The organism is Rhodoferax sp. GW821-FHT10B06, assembly GCF_059415605.1.
Genome location: NZ_JBWKNO010000004.1, coordinates 203,493 through 221,347 on the forward strand (window position 1 = coordinate 203,493; position 17,855 = coordinate 221,347).

The window sequence follows — 17,855 nt, forward strand, 5'->3', positions numbered from 1 at the left end:
GATGGGGAACAGGCTCTTACTCTGCGCAAGCCCTGCATTGCTGATACTTTTTAGCTTTAGGGTAAGTGCTGGTTTGTATTAGTCGGCCGGAAATCTACTTGGACGGGCAGCCTAATGCACATATTTTGGGTCTTATGTTTATATGTGTTTTAGGCCTTTGGTGTAGATAAATGCTGCGCTTGTCGCTATATTTTTAATAGTGAATGCGCGGTTTAGATTACAAATGCAACATTGCCCGCACGATTTCGACACATAGCCAGGCGGCGCGCTTGGGAGGATTGCGTCCTCGTTGTCTTCCCTATGGGTTGGCTTCGAGGACTCTTCCTGTAGTCCCGACACCGCCGACGCCTCCGGGCACCGGCGGCCCGTATTGGGTTTCAGCCTCTGGCGCATAGGTTCTATGTGGCAGAGGCTTTTTTCATGGGGGCTTCCAGCGCGTGGCACTGGCCCCGCGTGGACGGGATGCCACAATCGCCGCTGTTTTGCTTTCAACTGCTCCATGCAAATCCCTTATGAACTCCTGGTGGGCTGGCGCTACACCCGGGCTGGCCGTGCGACGCGCCGCAACGGCTTTATTTCCTTCATCTCCGGTGTCTCCATGCTGGGCATTGCTCTGGGGGTGGCGGCGCTGATCATCGTGCTCAGCGTGATGAACGGCTTTCAGAAAGAGGTGCGCGATCGCATGCTGTCGGTGGTGGCGCACATTGAAATCTTTGCCCCGAATGGCGAGGCCTTGCCCAATGTGGCCAAGACCCTGGCCGAGGTCAAACAGAACCCCAATGTGGTGGGTGCTGCACCTTTCATAGCAAGTCAGGCACTGCTGGCGCGCGGTGAGGATATGAAGGGCACTGTAGTGCGCGGCATAGACCCGGCCGTTGAAGGCGAGGTGACTGATCTGGCCGTGGCCCTGCCCAAGGCCACGCTGGACAAGTTGGTACCGGGCCAGTTCGGCGTGGTGCTGGGCATAGACCTGGCGCGCAGCCTGGGCGTGCGCGAGGGCGACCCGGTCACGCTGATCGCCCCCAGCGGCCAGGTGACGCCGGCTGGCGTGGTGCCGCGGCTGAAGCAGATGACGGTGGTGGGCACCTTCGAGTCCGGCCACTATGAATACGATTCGGCCCTGCTGATGATGCACATGGAGGATGCCGAGCGCGTCTTCCGCCTTGAAGGCCCGACCGGCATCCGCGTCAAGTTGCAGGATCTGCACCAGGCGCGCCAGGTAGCGCAGCAACTGGCCGGTAGCCTTAGCGGCAACCTGCTGATACGCGACTGGACGCAGCAGAACAAAACCTGGTTTGCCGCCGTGGAGGTGGAAAAACGCATGATGTTCATCATCCTGACCCTGATCGTCGCCGTGGCCGCGTTCAACCTGGTCAGCACCCTGGTGATGACGGTGACCGACAAGCGCGCCGACATCGCCATCCTGCGCACCCTGGGTGCCAGCCCCAAGAGCATCATGGGCATCTTCATGGTGCAGGGCGCCATGGTGGGGGTGATGGGCACCCTGGTCGGGTTGCTGCTGGGCCTGGGCGTGGCTTTCAATATCGACGTCATCGTGCCGGCGCTGGAGCATTTGTTCCACGCCAGCTTTTTGCCCAAAGAGGTGTATTTCATCAGCCGCATGCCCAGCGAGCCGCAACAGGCCGACATCGTGCCGATTGCGGTGATCTCGCTGATCCTGGCTTTTGTGGCCACCATTTATCCGAGCTGGCACGCCAGCCGCGTCAATCCTGCGGAAGCACTGCGCTATGAGTAAGTTAGTACTGGAAGCCAGAGGCCTGACCAAGCGGTTTTCCGAGGGTCGCCTGGACGTGACCGTGTTGAAGGGTGTGGACCTGCAGGTGTTTGCCGGCGAAACCCTGGCTATCGTCGGTGCCTCCGGCTCCGGCAAGAGCACGCTGCTGCATTTGCTCGGCGGGCTGGATGCGCCCACCAGTGGCTCGGTGCAGCTGCATGGCCAGGACCTGGCGCGGCTGGGTCCGGCAGAACAGGGCCAGCTGCGCAACCAGCACCTGGGTTTTGTCTACCAGTTCCACCACCTGCTACCCGAGTTCAGTGCGCTGGACAACGTCGCCATGCCACTGTGGATTCGGCGTATGCCGCGCGCGGACGCTGCGCAGCATGCTACCAAAATGCTAGCAAACGTGGGTTTGAGCGAGCGCATCCACCACCGGCCGGCCGAGCTGTCCGGCGGTGAGCGCCAGCGCGTGGCCATTGCCCGCGCCCTGGTGGCCCAGCCGGCCTGCGTGTTGGCCGACGAGCCCACCGGCAACCTTGACCGCAGCACCGCCGACGGCGTGTTTGCGCTGATGCTGCAGCTGGCCCGTGACCAGGGCACGGCCTTTGTGTTGGTGACGCATGACGAGTCCCTGGCCTCCCGCTGCGGCCGCACCCTGCGTTTGAACCTGGGGCAGTTCTCTGCGGCCTCTCCGTTGCCGTCCACAAACTTGTCGTAAACACGTTCCTCGCCGCCCGCCAAACCGTCATACAGGCGACGTACACTTGTAACAATGTGCTAATTTGTATACAGAACTGGGGCGACGTGGGGTACAACGCGTCAGGGGTCAAGACGAGGATGTGAATCAATGCTAGAGCGGGAGATGTTCCACGCGCGGGTCATCCAGGTGCTACGCGACAGCCGGGTGTTCGGCTCGCTGCGCGAAGCCACGCTCAACGCGTTGGCCGCCGGGCTGCAGCAGCAGGATGTGCGCGGCGGCAATCTGGTGCTGGAAGAGGGAGCACCTGCGGACAGCATGCTCTTCGTGGTGACCGGGCGGCTGCGTGTATCACGCCGCAATGTGGATGGCAGCGTGTTGCTCTACAACGAAATCCGTTCCGGCGAGAGCGTGGGCGAAGTCGGCTTGATCCTGGGCCAGCCACGGACGGGAGATGTGACAGCGGTGCGCGACTCCACCCTGGCGGTGCTCAGCCGGGCCCATTTTGAAGCGCTGCTGGTCCAGTATCCGCTGGAGTTGAACCGCGTCTTTACCCAGGTGATTTTTGACCATCTGCGGCACACCGCGCAGCACGCCAAGCGGCACCAGGCCCAGGCGTTCGTGGTGGTTCCGCTGTCCGGCGGCGCGGCCGCCACCGAAGTGGCTCGGGCGCTGATGGCGGCGCTGGCCCACATGGGCACGGTCCAGTACATAGGTCCACATGCTGTGCATCCATTGCCTGGCGCCGAGACGGATGTGCACAAACACCATTTCGATGTGCTGGAGGACCAGTTCGACTTTCTGGTGTACGAGGCCGACACCAGCCCATCGGCCTGGACGCGGCAGGCTTTTCGGCAGGCCGACCAGATGATTTTTGTGGCCTCGGCGGGTAGCCCGCTGGAGCTGAACGCGCTGGAGCAAAGCCTGGCTGCGGAGCCCGGCTTTGCCATGAAGCGCCAGCATTTGGTGCTGCTGCATCCGACCCAGGCCGTGTGGCCCGAGGCCCGTCGCCCCTGGCGCGCCGGCCGGTCGCTGGAACGCGTCTACCCGGTGCGCAGCGGCCATGCCGCTGACTATGCGCGCCTGGCTCGCTTTCTGACAGGGCGCGCGGTAGGTGTGGTGCTGGGCGGCGGCGGGGCCCGTGGCTTTGCACATTTAGGGGTGCTGCGTGCTCTGCACGAGGCGCAGATTCCGGTGGACGTGGTGGGGGGCAACAGCATGGGCGCGCTGATTGGCGCCCAGTACGCTTGCGGTCTGCCGCTGGAGCAGATCCGCGATCAGACCCGCAGGTTTGCCGAAGGCGGCGAGCGGCTGACCTTGCCGGTGATCTCGCTGGTGTCGGGCCAGCGCGTGGCCCGCGACCTGCGCCTGATGTTTGGCGACACCCAGATCGACGCGTTGTGGACACCGTATTTCGCTGCCGCCTGCAACCTCACCACGGCCCGCACCACGGTGCAGGAAAGCGGGCCGCTGTGGCGTGCCGTGCTGGCCAGCAACTCGCCCGCCGGCCTGTTCCCACCCGTGGTGCACCAGGGCGAGCTGTTGGTAGATGGTGCCATCCTGGAGAACGTACCTGTGGAGGCCATGCGCATGCGCCTGGGCACGCCGCTGGAGCGCCGCAACGGCAACGGCACCATCATCGCTATCGACGTGGATGTGCGGCAGGACATGGGCGTGGACGTGGCGCTCAATCGCTTGTCCGTGCGGCAGACCGTCAAGGGTTATTTCTCGCGCGGTGCACGGGCTACGCCAGGTATTGCCGACATCCTTTACCGCGCCGGGCACATCGGGGGGCTGAACCAGCGCAGCGCCACCGTAGCCCAAGCCGACCATTACCTGGAGCCGCCGGTGGCCGATTTCCCCATGATGGCCTACCGCCGAGCCGATGAGATTGCCGAGCTGGGTTACCGCTACGCTGTGGAGCAGATCGCGCAATGGACACCGTGAGCGCTGCGGGTTTGCATGAAGACCTGGACCTCTCCCTGAGCCAGCGCGAGGTCTGGCTGGACCAGGCCACCTGGGCTGGCAGCGCGCATCTGAACATCGGCGGTTGCTGCTACCTGGTGGGGCCGCTGGACCTGCATCGATTCCAAGCCGCGTTGGCCCTGCTGGTGCAGGAAAACGAGGCCCTGCGCCTGGCGCCCATGGCCGACGGCAGCCAGAAGCTGCTGAGCACCGTGGCCGTGAACCTGGACCTGGTGAACCTGTCCACCGAGGCCGATCCCAAGGACGCCATGCGCACCTGGTGGCAGCAGCGCATGGCCGTGCCCTTTGTGCTGGATGGCACGCCGCCCTGGCGCTTTGTGCTGCTGCGCGGCAGCGACGTGCTGCACGGCTTGTTGATCCAGTTCCACCACCTGGTGATGGACGGCTGGGGCACCACCCAGGTTGGCAAACGCTGGAGCGAGATCTACAACGCGTTGGAAGCCGGCGAAGTGCCCAGCCCGAAGCTGGTGCCGGGCTACACCCAATTTATCGAAGAATCGCATGCCTACCGCCAGTCGCCGGCCTTCGAGCGCGATGCTGCGTACTGGCAGTCGCAGATACCGGTGCTGCCCCAACCCTTGATAGAACGGCGCTATGCCAGCAACCGCCAGCAGGAGCTGCCGCGCGCCCATATCGGCCTGCAGCGCCTGGCCCGCGCGGACTACGAGCAACTTTGCCAGGTGGCCGCAGAGCGCGGCTCCAGCGCTTTCAATTATTTCCTGGCAGCGCTGGTGTTGTACTTTGCGCGCATCGCCAACCGCCAGGAAGTGGTGGTGGGCGTGCCCAGCCTGAACCGGGGCGGACGGCGCTTCAGCGACACCCTGGGCATGTTTGTCGGCGTGATGCCGGTGGTTGTCAGCCTGACACCCGATATGACGCTGGAAGGACTGTTGGCTGCCGCGGGCAGTGCCATGCGTTCCGCGCTGCGCCATCCGCGCTATCCCCTGAGCGAGCTGGGCCGTACCCTGGAGATGGCGCGCCATCGGCGCGATGGCCTGTTCGACCTGCTGCTGTCTTTCGAGCGGCAGGACTATGCCGTGTCGTTTGGCCAGGCCAAGGTGGTGGAGTCGCGCCAGCTGTTCTCCGGCGTGGCGCGCTTCCCCCTGGGTGTGACGGTGTGCGAGTTTGACCCTGACCAGGATGTGGAGCTGGCGCTGGAAGCCAGCGATGCCTGCTTTGCCGCTGGCGAGGTGGAGCTGCTGGGGCGCCGCATCCTGAACCTGGTGCAGGCCGCTATCGACACGCCCCAGGCTTCGGTGTACAGCGTGCCCTTGCTGCCGCCGCAAGAGCGCTGGGCGCTGATTGATGGCCTGCACAAGGACGTGGCCTCCATGGCCGTGGTCGAGCCCTTCATTGCCCAGTTTGTCCAGCACGCGGGCCTGCGGCCCGACGCCAATGCCCTGGTCTGGGATGGCGGCGAGATGGACTACGCCACGCTGGACCAGGTGTCCACCCATTTGGCCTGGCGCCTGTTGGCCTGCGGTGCAGGCAAGGACCAGATCGTGGCCATGGCCATGGAGCGTTCTGCTGACATGGTGGTGGCCTTGCTGGCCGTGGCCAAGGCCGGCGCCGCCTTTTTGCCGCTGGACCCGGATGCCCCGCTGGCCCGTCTGGCCGGCATTCTGGAGGAGAGTACCGCCATCGCCTTGCTGATACAGCCCGCGCTGGCCCAACGTCTGGGCGGCCTGCATGGCTGCACGCTGCAAGTCGATTGGCAGCAGGCGCAGGCCGCATTGGCCCAGCAGCCGGTGCCGCGCCTCACGGTCAGGCCGGCTGCGGATGATCTGGCCTATGTGTTGTTCACCTCGGGCTCCACGGGGCGGCCCAAGGGCGTGATGATCGAGCACAGCACGCTGGCGCGCCGCCTGGGCTGGCTGTCGCGGGCCTACGCGGTGGAGTGGCATGACCGTTCGGCCCAGGCCACGCAGGTCACCTTCGACCCTTCGCTGATCGAGCTATTGCTGCCTCTGGTGCACGGTGCCAGCATTGCGCTGCCGCCGCCCGGGCGCCTGCTGCCAGAGACCCTGGCCGACTTTGCGGTCAAGCATGGCGTCACCATCATGGCCTTTGTGCCCAGCACGCTCAGCCGGTTTCTGGACTCTGCGGGCCACCGCAAGGGCCTGAAGCTGCGTGTTGCCTGCTGTGGTGGCGAGGTGCTGTCGCCCGAGCTGGCCCAGCGCTTCCTGAAGGAGACCGGGGGCCGGCTGTACAACGTTTACGGGCCCACCGAAACCGCGATTTTTGCCACCGCCTGGGAGTGCGAAAACCACCGCCTGGACACGGCCCTGCCCATAGGCCGGCCCATAGATGACACCCGCATCTATGTGCTGGACCACGACTTGCTGCCCGCCCCCATGGGCGTGCCCGGTGAAGTCTTCATTGGCGGCAACGCGATTGCACGCGGCTACCTGAACCGCCCGGACCTGGATGCCCAGGTCTTTCTGCCCGACCCCTTTCTGCCCGGCCAGCGCATGTACCGCACCGGCGACCGGGGCTGGCTGGGCGGTGACGGCAATCTGCATTTCCTGGGGCGCATGGACCGGCAGATCAAGCTGCGCGGCTACCGCATCGAGCTGGGCGAAATCGAATCCGCCTTGTCTGCCGTTGAAGGCGTGCTGCAGGCTGCGGCCAAGCTGGTAGAGCGCAAGGGCCGGCCGCAGATCCATGCCTGGGTGGCGATGGTGGCCGGTGGTGCCCACGTCACACCCGACAGCCTGCAGGCCGCGCTGCGCGTGCGCTTGCCCGACTACATGATCCCTAGCGGCATCACGCTGCTACCCGGCTTGCCCGCCAGTACCGTGGGCAAGATCGACTACGACGCGCTGCCCGAACCCTGGTTCCACAACGGTGGTGGTGCAGCCCGTGCGCCCAGCCGCAAATACGAGCCCGAGTTGCTGGCCCTGTGGGAAGAGCTGCTGGATGTGCACCCCCTGGGCGTGCATGACAACTTCTTCGACCTGGGTGGCGACTCTCTGGCCGCGGTGAGCATGCTGACCGGTATCGAAAAGCTGCTGGGCCGCAAGGTACCCATGTACCTCATCACCGAACATCCCACCGTGGAAAGCCTGGCCGCAGCCTTGTTGCAGCAGGCGGGCGATCCGCACGTGATGCGCAATCTGGGCGCCGACACCGGGCGCGTCCCGCTGTATCTGGCCGTCTCCGGCCACGGCGACCTAATGCGTTTCCAGAGCCTGGCGCGGGCTCTGGGCAATGCCTGTGACGTGCACATGCTGCAGCCGCCGCTGGACAAACCCATTGCCGAAATCCACGAGCTGGCCGAGCTGTATGCCGACTGCGTGCAGGCCCATGGCAAGCGACCCGGGTTTGTGGCCGGCTTCTCGGTAGGTGGCATCGCGGCGCTGGAAACCGCACGCCTGCTGCGCCAACGCGAAGTGCCCTTGCGCGGGCTGTTCCTGATCGACACCGCCTACCCGGCCTCGCGCCTGGGCGGCACCGCGTTCTGGCGTTTGTGCAGCTGGCTGGTGCGGCGCCTGCATGTGCAGGAGCTGAGCCTGAACGGGCGGCGCATGGGCGCCATGTTCAACGACCCCGGCCTGGTCAGCCAGGTGATGGCGCTCAAGGGCTACCGGCCCTCGGGTTTTGACGGACCCACGTTGCTGCTCAAGTCCTCCGGCCTGTCCAGCTGGGGGCGCTGGCTGTTCGCGCCCTGGCGCCGGCTCATGCCCAAGCATTTGTACGAGCAGCAGATCCCCGGCTTGCACGGTTCCATCTTTGAGCACGGCAACATCAGCGACCTGGCCCAGGCCATTACCGAACGCATGGACGTGATACCTTGAGCTCTTCCTTGCGTTGGCGTGTGGCGGGCCTGGTGTTGGCGCTGCTGGCTCTGGTCGGCCTGGCCGTGGCCTGGAGCGCTTCGCCCCTGCGCGCCTGGCTGGACGCCGACCGCATCGTGGCGGCGCTGCGCCAGTTGGGTCAGTCCTATGGTCCGGCGGCGGCGGTGGGGGGCTTTGCACTGGCCAGTACGCTGGCGGTGCCGGTCACATTCCTGATGCTGGTGACCATGGTGGCCTTCGGGCCCTGGGCCGGCATGGGCTGCACCCTCGCAGGGGCCTTGCTGGGGGCTGCTGCCAGCTATAGCCTGGGCTGGTTTCTGGGCCGCGAGGTGCTGCAGCGCCTGGGCGGTGAGCGCGTTAACGCCGTCAGCCGCAGCCTGGCCGAACGCGGCTTGCTGGCCGTGGTGCTGGTGCGCATCGTGCCGGTGGCACCATTTGCCATCGTCAACATGGTGGCCGGTGCTTCGCATATCCGGCTGCGTGACATGCTGCTGGGCACTGGCCTGGGCATATTGCCCAGCACGGTGGTCATGGCCTTCTTCGTGGACCGCATCGTGGCCGCGCTGCGTGCGCCGGGCCCGCTGACGGTCGCGCTGGGTCTGCTGACGGTGGCGCTGATGGCGGCGGGCGCTTGGGCACTGCGCCGTTGGCTGCGCAAGGCCGCATCGACTGCCGTGGCTCCAAATAAGCCGCACACCCGTTCTTAATCACCTATTCTTGTTCCATGTCTGCCCGTAGCTTTCGTTCGTCCGGTAACCGCAAACGCGTGCGCAAGGCCTTGCGCAAGGCATTCGCTCTGTTTCCCCGGGCGATCCGGTTTTCGGTTTACCGCTCATTCGTGGATTGCGACCCAAACCCCGACGCCCGGCTGGTGTTGAAGATCGCCGAAACCCAGGACGAGCTGGAGGCCTGCTTCCGCCTGCTGCACGACGCCTATGTGGACAGTGGCTTCATGCAGCCCCAGCCCTCGGGCCTGCGCGCCACCATCTACCACGCCCTGCCCACGACCACAACGCTGTGCGCACTGTTCGATGGCGAGGTGGTGGGCACCATATCGCTGATCCGCCAGAGCAGCTTTGGCTTTCCGATGCAGTCGGTGTTCGATCTGGCGCATATCCATGCCGAGCGCGGCCGTATCGCCGAAATCTCGGCCCTGGCGGTGCACCCGAAGTTCCGCAAGACTGGGGGCTCCATCCTGTTTCCGCTGATGAAGTTCATGTACCAGTACTGCACCAGCTACTTCGACACCACCCACGTGGTGATCGCAGTGAACCCGAACCGGATCGAGATGTACGAGTCGCTGCTGTTCTTCCAGCGGCTCAAGAGCCATGTGGTGCAGCACTACGACTTTGCCAACGGCGCACCGGCCATTGGCGCCTATCTGAACCTGCGTTCCGCGCTGCAGACCTTCAAGAAAGTCTACGCGGGCAAGCCGCGCCGCAAGGACCTGTACTCTTACTTTGTGAAGAGCCGGCTGCCCAACATCGTCTGGCCCACGCGCCGCTACTTCACCACCAACGACCCGGTCATGACGCCGGCCATGCTGGATTACTTCTTCAACCAGCGCACCCAGGTGTTCCGCGACCTCAGCGGGCGTGAAAAAGCCCAGTTGGCCGCCATCTACAACCTGCCTCAGTACCAGCCCGTGCTGCCCACCGTGCCCTGGCCCGAAGCCATGGTGATCGAGGTCGGGCCGCACCAGCGCTATTCCGTCAAATGCCATGGTCAGCTGGCCGTGGCGCTGGACGGCACGCCCCAAACCGTGGACCTGCAGCTGGTGGAGCTGTACGAAGAAGGCTTCCAGGCCTATGCCAAGACCCGGGTGCCGCTGCAGGTCTGGGCCGAGGTTTACATCCAGCTGGGCAGCAGCGAGACCTCGGCCCTGCGCGTCATGGCCACGCGCCGCGAGGCGCAGGGCGATCTGTTCGCCTACAGTTTTACCCTGGCCGAGCCCGACCTGGCCTGGCGCAAATTCGCCGCTGTGCTGCAAGCTGGCGCAGTGGGCAAAGACCTGGACAACGCCAGCGTTTTTCTGCTCGACCAATACAGCGCCGACCGCGTCCCCACCATCCCCCACGGCCTGAGCGCGCTGGACGACCCGGACAGTGACATCTCAGGCTAGTACGCCACGCCAGGCGTTAAAGTCCCCGCATGATGTGGATCGATACGCACTGCCATCTGGATGCCCCGGAATTTGGACAAAACCACGCGCTAGCGCTGGATTTACGTGCGCAGGCAGCTATTGAAAATGTAGCGATGTGTGTGTTGCAAGGCGTCATGGCCAGCAACTTCGACACGGTGCGGCTGCTGGCCCAGCAGACCGGCGACGCCTATGCGCTGGGCATTCACCCGCTGTTTGTGCCGCGCGCGCAGGATGGCGACCTGGACCTGCTGGAGCAGGCGCTGGCCGCGCACCGCGATGACCCGCGCCTGGTGGCGGTGGGCGAGATCGGGCTGGACCTGTTCGTGCCCGCGCTGCTGGAGCCGGCCATGCTGGCGCGCCAGCAGCACTTCTACCGGGCCCAGCTCAAGCTGGCCAGGAAGTTCGACCTGCCGGTGATCCTGCACGTGCGGCGCAGCGCCAACCTGGTGCTCAAGCATTTGCGCGCAGTGGCCGGCCCGGGGGGGCGCTGGCAGGGCATCGCCCATGCCTTCAACGGCAGCGCGCAGCAGGCGCAGGTGTTCATCGATATGGGCTTCAAGCTGGGTTTTGGCGGCGCCATGACTTTTGAGGCGGCGAACCAGCTGCGTCGCCTGGCGACGAGCTTGCCGATGGAGGCCCTGGTGCTGGAGACGGACGCGCCCGACATTCCGCCGCAGTGGCTGTACACCACCGCCGCCCAGCGCGCGGCAGGCCAGGCGCAGGGCATCAATTCGCCGCTGGAGCTGCCGCGCATTGGTGCAGTGCTGGCCGATTTGCGCGGCCTGCCTGTGGACGCAGTGGCCGCTGCCACCACCCGCAATGCGCTGGACGCCTTGCCCCGGCTACGTGCCCTCGTTGCAGCATGACAAGGCTGGTGGGCCTGCCGCCGCTGGTGGCGGACAACACCCGGCTGCTCATCTTGGGCAGCTTCCCCGGCGCGGCCTCGCTGGCGGCGCAGCAGTACTACGGCCATCCGCAAAATAAGTTCTGGCGCATACTTGCAGCCATTTATGGCGTTAGCGCAGAAGATATCTGCGCGAGTAGCTATGAAAAGCGTAGCGCCTGGATGCTGTCCAAGGGCGTGGGCCTGTGGGATGTTTACGCCAGCTGCGAACGCGTGGGTAGCCTCGATGCAAAGATTCGCAATGCCGAGGTAAATGACTTCGCCGGCCTGCGACTGCGCTGTCCGGCGCTGCAGGCTGTCGCGCACAATGGCGCCGAGAGTTTTCGCCACGCCGCGCAGATCCAGGCCCTGGGCCTGCCGGTGCTGAAACTGCCGTCCACCAGCCCGGCGAATGCCAGCTGGAGCTTTGAGCGCAAGCTGGCGGCCTGGCGTGAAGTATTTGAACAATTTGGAATGGATATTTGATGGCCCGTAAATCTGCCGCGGCAAGTGCCGCCGCACTGCCCGAAGTCAACTTTAGCGACTACGGTGATGTGCGCACCCTGCACCTGGGCACCGAGTGGGTCCAGGGCTCGATGCTGCTGGACGCCCCCTTTGATATTGAGCTGGAATACGTGCGCCGCATGATGGCCTGGCTGCTGTTCGTGCCCGCCAGCAGCGTGGCCAAGCGCCGCGCCATGCAGCTGGGCCTGGGGGCCGGCACGCTGACCAAGTTCTGCCGCAAGAAGCTGCGCATGGACACCACCGCGGTGGAGCTGAACCCGCAGGTGCTGTCGGCATGTCGCTTCTGGTTCAAGCTGCCGCCAGACGACGAGCGCCTGCGCGTGGTGCTGGGCGATGCGGCGCTGAAAATCCAGAACAGCGACTGGGCTGGCACCATAGACGCGTTGCAGGTAGACCTGTACGACCAGGACGCTGCCGCCCCGGTGCTGGACAGCGCCGATTTCTACGCCGACTGCCGCAAGCTGCTGACCGAAGAGGGCTGCATGACGGTCAACCTGTTCGGCGAAGACTCCAGCTACCCGCAAAGCGTGGCCAAGATCACCGAAGCCTTTGGCGCCGACGCGGTGTGGGCCTTCAAGCCCACCAAGGACGGCAACACCATCGTGCTGGCCCAGCGCACGCCCAGCCGCCCCAGCCAGGCCGAGCTGCTGGAACGCGCCGAAGCCATCCAGACCCGCTGGGGCCTGGCAGCCGCCAAGTGGCTGAAGATATTCAAGCCTGTACAAGCCTGAGGTAAGCACTGCCATGAAAGCTGCCGCACCCACTCTCGCTAAAACCCCGTACGCTGGCCCGGTGCACTGGCGCTTGCTGGTGCAGTGGCTGGCCGAGGACGGGGTGATTTCGCCCACCGAGCAGCAGCGCACCATTGCCCGCTGCTCGCAGGCCGAAAGCGCCCAGCCCGCCCTAGTACGCCTGGCCAGCGTGGCCATGCAGCGCGCCAGCGACGGCAAGCCGCTGGACATCGAATCCCTGACGCAGTGGCTGGCCGGCCGTGCTGGTTTGCAGTACCTGCGCATCGACCCCCTGAAGGTCGAGGTGGGCAAGGTGGCCGACACCATGAGCGCCGTGTATGCCGAGCGCCACAAGGTGCTGCCGGTGCAGGTCACCACGTCTGAAGTGGTGGTGGCCACCAGCGAGCCCTTCCTGACCGACTGGGTCAGCGAGGTAGAGCGCCAGTCGCGCCGCAGCGTGCGCCGCGTGGTGGCCAGCCCGCTGGAGATACACCGCTACACGGCCGAGTTCTTCGCGCTGGCCAAGTCCGTCAAGGCGGTGCAAAAGGCCGGCGGCAATATCGGCGCCGGCAGCTTCGAGCAGCTGGTGGAGCTGGGCAAAACCAATAAGCAGCTGGACGCCAACGACCAGAGCGTGGTGCAGGTGGTGGACTGGCTGTGGCAGTACGCCTTCAACCAGCGCGCCAGCGACATCCACCTGGAGCCGCGCCGCGAGCAGGGCGTGATCCGCTTCCGCATCGACGGCGTGCTGCACCCGGTCTACCAGATGCCCATGACGGTGATGAACGCCATGGTGGCCCGCATCAAGCTGCTGGGCCGCATGGACGTGGTGGAAAAGCGCCGCCCGCTGGACGGCCGCATCAAGACCCGCAACCCACGCGGCGACGAGGTGGAAATGCGCTTGTCCACCCTGCCCACTGCTTTCGGCGAGAAGATGGTGATGCGGATTTTTGACCCCGACACCGCGGTGAAAGACCTGGACGCCTTGGGCTTCACCCCGCACGATGCGCAACGCTGGGAGGCGCTGGTGAAGCGTCCGCACGGCATCATCCTGGTGACCGGCCCCACCGGTTCGGGCAAGACCACCACGCTGTACTCCACCCTGAAGCGCGTGGCTACCGAGGAGGTGAACGTCAGCACGGTGGAAGACCCGATCGAAATGATCGAGCCCAGCTTCAACCAGACCCAGGTGCAGCCGCAGCTCGACTTCGGCTTCACCGAAGGCCTGCGCGCGCTGATGCGGCAGGACCCGGACATCATCATGGTCGGCGAAATCCGCGACCTGGCCACGGCCGAAATGGCGGTACAGGCGGCGCTGACCGGCCACCTGGTGTTCTCCACCCTGCACACCAACGACGCGCCCTCCGCCATCACCCGCATGATGGAGCTGGGCGTGCCTGCTTATCTGCTGAATGCCACGGTGCTGGGCGTGTTGGCCCAGCGCCTGGTGCGCACCCTGTGCAAGCAGTGCCGTGCGCCGGACGAAGTGCTCGCCCGCGAGACCCTGGGCGCGGCCATCAAGCCCTGGAAGATCAATACCGAATACACGCCCTACAAACCGGTGGGTTGCGTGGACTGCCGCATGACCGGCTTCATGGGCCGCATGGGCGTGTACGAGCTGCTGACCGTGTCCGAGGCCTTCAAGGCCCAGGTCAACCAGGGCCCCAGCATCGACGCGCTGCGCCGCCAGGGCGTGGCCGACGGTATGCGCCCGCTGCGCCTGGCCGGCGCGCTGCGTGTGGCCGAGGGCCTGACCACGCTGGACGAGGTGTTGTCTGCGACCCCGCCGCTGGATTGATAGCTGCGGGGTTTCCGCCTAGGGACAACCCGTGGCGGCCGGCGCAGTGCCTGCCAACATAATCGCGCCACCGTTGTTTTCGTGGCGCCTGGGAGGGCGGGGCATGCAAATAAAAAGCCAGAAAGACTTTTTCTCGGGCCTGATGTTCATGGGGCTGGGCGGCGCATTTGCCTGGGGCGCCACTACCTACGCCGTGGGATCGGCGGCGGGCATGGGGCCGGGCTACTTCCCGCTGCTGCTGGGCTTGTTGATGCTGTTGCTGGGCCTGCTGATCACCTTCAAGTCTCTGGTCACTGAGACCGAGGACGGTGGCCGGATGGGCCGCTGGGCCTGGCGCCCTCTGCTCTGCATTCTGGTGGCCAATGCGGCGTTTGGCCTGCTGTTGGCGGGCTTGCCGGCCATAGGTTTGCCGCCTATGGGGCTGGTGGTGGCTGTGTTTATGCTGGTCTTCGTGGCCGCGCTGGCGGCCAAGGGCTGTGCGTTGCGCGCTGCGCTGGCACTGGCCGCTGCCCTGGCACTGGGCAGCTACCTTGTCTGTATTCCCTTGCTGAAGCTGCAGATACAGGTCTGGCCGGTATTCATGGCCGGCTAAGGCCAAAGCTAAGGTTAAAGGGCGGGCATGGATGTGTTGCATAACCTGGCGCTGGGCTTGGGTGTGGCGTTTGCGCCCGCCAACCTGCTGTATACGCTGGCGGGTTGCACGTTGGGGATGCTGGTCGGGCTTGTGCCCGGCATCGGCCCGGTGGCTGCCATCGCCATGCTGCTGCCAGCTACCTACGGCTTGCCACCCTTGTCTGCTTTGACCATGCTGGTCTGCATCTACTGCGGCACCCGGTATGCAGGCGCCACTGTCGCCATTCTGGCGCGTCTGCCGGCTGAAGCCGTGCCCGTGGTGACGGCTTTCGACGGCTACCAGATGGCCCGCCAGGGCCGCGCCGGGCCGGCACTGGTGGCCGTGGTGCTGGGGGCATTTTTCGCGGGCTCGGTGGGTGCCGTGGTACTGGCTACATTGGCTGTGCCGTTGGCCGCGCTGGCTTTGCAGTGGGGCCCAGTGGAGTTTTTTTCGTTGATGGTGCTGGGCCTGGTCGGTGCGGTGGTGTTGGCCTCGGGTTCGCTGTTGAAGGCCATGGCTATGGCCGTCCTGGGCCTGTTGCTGGGCTTGGTGGGGAAGGATGGACTTTCGGGCGTGCCGCGTTTCAGTTTCAATATCCCGGAACTGGCGGACGGTATCGATTGCGTGGCTATCGCTATGGGCGTGTTTGTCTACGCGGAAGCTATCGCCCAACTGGCCCGGCCCGATGGTGACCGCCAGGTGCTGAGCCCCAAGCTCGGTGGCCTGCTGCCCACCCGGCAGGACATGAAAGACATGGCCGCCGCCATAGGACGCGGTAGCTTCCTGGGTTTGGTGGTTGGCATGCTGCCGGGGGGCGGCGCGCTGCGGGCCGCGTTCACCAGCTACGCCATGGAAAAGCGCAGGCACATGCAGACCGGCGACATCGCAATGGAAATCGCACTCGGCAAGGGCAATATCCGTGGTGTGGCCGGCCCCGAGGCGGCCTACCACGCGGGTGCGCAGACCGCGTTCCTTCCGCTGCTGGCCCTGGGTATTCCGTCCAATGCCGTGTTGGCACTGCTGGTGGGCGCCATGGCCCGCTACCACGTCCAGCCCGGCCCGCAGGCGATGGCGGCCCAGCCCGAGCTGTTATGGGGCTTGGTGGCCTCGCTGTGGCTTGCCCACGGGATACTGGTGGCGCTGAACCTGCCACTGGTAGGCATAGGCATCTGGTGCCGGCTGCTGAAGCTGCCGTACCCAGGGGTGCCATGGGTGTTCCCATGCATCGTGTTGCTGTGTGCGCTCGGGGTCTACACCACCAGCCACCAGGTGTTTGGTGTCTGGCTGGTGGCGGGCCTGGGTGCCGTCGGCTACCTGTTCCACAAGCTGGGCTGCGAGCCCGCGCCGCTGCTGCTGGGCGTGGTGCTGGGGCCGGGCATGGAGGCCCATTTGCGCAACGCGCTGCAGCAGTCGGGCGGTGACTGGAGCGTCTTCGTCACCCGGGGCCTGTCGGCTGGGCTGCTGACCGTGGCGGCACTGATGGTGCTCATCGTGCTGGTGCAGGCGGTGCGCCGCAAGCGTGAAGATGCGTTTGTTGAGGACTGAGCCAAGCTGCATTTCTGCCGGAGGTGACACGTGTCTGCGTCACAATCAGTTCCAACCATGGCATCTTCTACCCACCCTTCGCAACATCCGCAACGCACGGCGCTGCACAACGAAATCCACGCCCGGCCGCCCGAGGCCATGGCGGCGCCGCTGGCCATCTCCCATGTGGTGATGGTCTGTGACGCCGTGGGGCGGGAGGCCAGCCGCGCCCATGTGGCGGCCTTGCTGCGCGACCACCACCTGGCCCAGCCCGACGCCCAGTCCACGCATATCCGCATGGACGTGGGGCCCTTCCGGCTGCGCTGGGAAATGCATACCGAGTTCGTTACCTACACCTTTATGCGTGCCCTGGAGCCCGACACGGCCGGCACGCAGGTGGACCCCGTGACCGCCGCGCAGGCCGTGCCGCAGGACTGGTTTGCCGCCTTGCCTGGCCAGTGCCTGGTGAGCCTGCATCTGTGGGCCTTGCCTGCGCCCATGGTGCAGGGCGGCGATGCATTGGTGCGGCAGGTGTTGTTCGAGGACTCGCTGGTGGCCTCCAGTGTGGCCGGCGGGCATGCCAAGGTGTACACCGACTTTGCCATCCATGCCGACGGCTTTTCGCGCATCGTGCTGCTGGCCGGTGGTGCGGCGCAGGCCGAGGCGGCGGGCGTCGAGTCTCTGTCGCCGCGCCGCCTGGGCCGGCTGGTGCAGCGCCTGCTGGAGATCGAAACCTACCGCATGGCCGCGCTGCTGGGCCTGCCCGCTGCCCGCGAGGCCGCCGACGTGCTGGCTTTTGCCGAGCGGGAGCTGGCATCCCTGGCCGAAGCCATACGCAGCGCCAACCGCGACGATGAGCCCCAGCTGCTGGACCGCCTGACCCGGCTGGCCGGCCAGGTGGAGAGCCAGTACGCCGCCACGCATTCGCGCTTTTCGGCCAGCGCGGCGTATTTCGAGCTGGTGGACAAACGCATTACCGACATCAACGAGTCGCGGCTGGCCGGCATGCAGACCATCCGCGAATTCATGGACCGCCGCCTGACGCCTGCGCGCAGCACCTGCGAGTGGGCCACACGGCGGCAGGACGCGCTGTCGCAGCGCGTGTCGCGCATGAGCAATCTGCTGCGCACCCGGGTGGAGATCGAGCAGCAGCAGAGCAGCCAGGCATTGCTGACCACCATGAACACGCGCCAGGGCCTGCAGCTGCAGATGCAGGCCACGGTGGAGGGCCTGTCGGTGGCGGCCATCACTTACTACATCGTCGGCCTGGTCAGCTATATGGCCAAGGGTGCGCACGCCATAGGCTGGCCCTGGAGCCCCGAGAGCACGGCCGCCGTGGCGATCCCGCTGGTGGCCGGCGGTGTATGGTGGTCGCTGCGGCGGCTGCACCATCGCATGTTCGGCAAGCAGCACGCTTAAT

General features: G+C 65.6%; 13 protein-coding genes. All 13 read left to right on the forward strand.

Translation table 11 applies throughout. The annotated features are described in order from the left end of the window. Window positions 1-499 precede the first annotated feature (499 nt). The 13 genes from AC07O2_RS08320 to AC07O2_RS08380 all read left to right on the forward strand — a co-directional run bounded on the left by AC07O2_RS08320 (window position 500) and on the right by AC07O2_RS08380 (window position 17,854). Window positions 500-1,756, forward strand: a complete 1,257-nt coding sequence (locus tag AC07O2_RS08320) for a lipoprotein-releasing ABC transporter permease subunit (protein ID WP_495075271.1) — start codon at window positions 500-502, stop codon at window positions 1,754-1,756. Beyond that, window positions 1,749-2,456, forward strand: coding sequence for a lipoprotein-releasing ABC transporter ATP-binding protein LolD (gene lolD, locus AC07O2_RS08325; protein ID WP_495075272.1), 708 nt, complete (start codon window positions 1,749-1,751; stop codon window positions 2,454-2,456). The genes AC07O2_RS08320 and lolD overlap by 8 nt, the downstream gene beginning before the upstream one ends. Before the next feature lie 144 nt (window positions 2,457-2,600). Then, window positions 2,601-4,382 carry a patatin-like phospholipase family protein gene (locus tag AC07O2_RS08330; protein ID WP_495075273.1) on the forward strand — a complete coding sequence of 594 codons (1,782 nt, stop codon included), beginning with the start codon at window positions 2,601-2,603 and terminating at the stop codon, window positions 4,380-4,382. Then, the gene (locus tag AC07O2_RS08335) at window positions 4,370-8,218 is read left to right on the forward strand and encodes a non-ribosomal peptide synthetase (RefSeq protein ID WP_495075274.1); all 3,849 of its coding nucleotides are present in this window, start codon (window positions 4,370-4,372) and stop codon (window positions 8,216-8,218) included. Before AC07O2_RS08330 ends, AC07O2_RS08335 begins: the two co-directional genes overlap by 13 nt. Further along, the gene (locus AC07O2_RS08340; protein ID WP_495075275.1) at window positions 8,215-8,925 is read left to right on the forward strand and encodes a TVP38/TMEM64 family protein; all 711 of its coding nucleotides are present in this window, start codon (window positions 8,215-8,217) and stop codon (window positions 8,923-8,925) included. The genes AC07O2_RS08335 and AC07O2_RS08340 overlap by 4 nt, the downstream gene beginning before the upstream one ends. 17 nt (window positions 8,926-8,942) lie before the next feature. After that, complete coding sequence (locus tag AC07O2_RS08345; protein ID WP_495075276.1) at window positions 8,943-10,340, forward strand: GNAT family N-acetyltransferase; 1,398 nt, start codon at window positions 8,943-8,945, stop codon at window positions 10,338-10,340. 29 nt (window positions 10,341-10,369) lie between these two features. Beyond that, on the forward strand, window positions 10,370-11,227 hold the full coding sequence (locus tag AC07O2_RS08350) for a TatD family hydrolase (protein ID WP_495075277.1): 858 nt from the start codon (window positions 10,370-10,372) through the stop codon (window positions 11,225-11,227). Beyond that, window positions 11,224-11,730 carry a DNA-deoxyinosine glycosylase gene (locus AC07O2_RS08355; protein WP_495075278.1) on the forward strand — a complete coding sequence of 169 codons (507 nt, stop codon included), beginning with the start codon at window positions 11,224-11,226 and terminating at the stop codon, window positions 11,728-11,730. The genes AC07O2_RS08350 and AC07O2_RS08355 overlap by 4 nt, the downstream gene beginning before the upstream one ends. Next, window positions 11,730-12,500 carry a class I SAM-dependent methyltransferase gene (locus tag AC07O2_RS08360; RefSeq protein WP_495075279.1) on the forward strand — a complete coding sequence of 257 codons (771 nt, stop codon included), beginning with the start codon at window positions 11,730-11,732 and terminating at the stop codon, window positions 12,498-12,500. Before AC07O2_RS08355 ends, AC07O2_RS08360 begins: the two co-directional genes overlap by 1 nt. Before the next feature lie 13 nt (window positions 12,501-12,513). Then, the gene (tfpB, locus tag AC07O2_RS08365) at window positions 12,514-14,298 is read left to right on the forward strand and encodes a type IV pilus assembly ATPase TfpB (protein ID WP_495075280.1); all 1,785 of its coding nucleotides are present in this window, start codon (window positions 12,514-12,516) and stop codon (window positions 14,296-14,298) included. 103 nt (window positions 14,299-14,401) lie between these two features. Beyond that, the gene (locus tag AC07O2_RS08370) at window positions 14,402-14,890 is read left to right on the forward strand and encodes a tripartite tricarboxylate transporter TctB family protein (protein WP_495075281.1); all 489 of its coding nucleotides are present in this window, start codon (window positions 14,402-14,404) and stop codon (window positions 14,888-14,890) included. A 27-nt stretch (window positions 14,891-14,917) separates the two neighbouring features. Beyond that, complete coding sequence (locus AC07O2_RS08375; protein ID WP_495075282.1) at window positions 14,918-16,456, forward strand: tripartite tricarboxylate transporter permease; 1,539 nt, start codon at window positions 14,918-14,920, stop codon at window positions 16,454-16,456. Between the two features lie 57 nt (window positions 16,457-16,513). Beyond that, the gene (locus AC07O2_RS08380; RefSeq protein ID WP_495075283.1) at window positions 16,514-17,854 is read left to right on the forward strand and encodes a DUF3422 family protein; all 1,341 of its coding nucleotides are present in this window, start codon (window positions 16,514-16,516) and stop codon (window positions 17,852-17,854) included. Window position 17,855 lies beyond the last annotated feature (1 nt).

Coding starts and splice junctions, on each gene's coding strand:
- AC07O2_RS08320 (WP_495075271.1), top strand. CDS start 500: ATGCAAATCCCTTATGAACTCCTGGTGGGCTGGCGCTACACCCGGGCT.
- tfpB (WP_495075280.1), top strand. CDS start 12,514: ATGAAAGCTGCCGCACCCACTCTCGCTAAAACCCCGTACGCTGGCCCG.
- AC07O2_RS08380 (WP_495075283.1), top strand. CDS start 16,514: ATGGCATCTTCTACCCACCCTTCGCAACATCCGCAACGCACGGCGCTG.
- AC07O2_RS08335 (WP_495075274.1), top strand. CDS start 4,370: ATGGACACCGTGAGCGCTGCGGGTTTGCATGAAGACCTGGACCTCTCC.
- AC07O2_RS08330 (WP_495075273.1), top strand. CDS start 2,601: ATGTTCCACGCGCGGGTCATCCAGGTGCTACGCGACAGCCGGGTGTTC.
- AC07O2_RS08375 (WP_495075282.1), top strand. CDS start 14,918: ATGGATGTGTTGCATAACCTGGCGCTGGGCTTGGGTGTGGCGTTTGCG.
- AC07O2_RS08355 (WP_495075278.1), top strand. CDS start 11,224: ATGACAAGGCTGGTGGGCCTGCCGCCGCTGGTGGCGGACAACACCCGG.
- lolD (WP_495075272.1), top strand. CDS start 1,749: ATGAGTAAGTTAGTACTGGAAGCCAGAGGCCTGACCAAGCGGTTTTCC.
- AC07O2_RS08360 (WP_495075279.1), top strand. CDS start 11,730: ATGGCCCGTAAATCTGCCGCGGCAAGTGCCGCCGCACTGCCCGAAGTC.
- AC07O2_RS08370 (WP_495075281.1), top strand. CDS start 14,402: ATGCAAATAAAAAGCCAGAAAGACTTTTTCTCGGGCCTGATGTTCATG.
- AC07O2_RS08345 (WP_495075276.1), top strand. CDS start 8,943: ATGTCTGCCCGTAGCTTTCGTTCGTCCGGTAACCGCAAACGCGTGCGC.
- AC07O2_RS08350 (WP_495075277.1), top strand. CDS start 10,370: ATGATGTGGATCGATACGCACTGCCATCTGGATGCCCCGGAATTTGGA.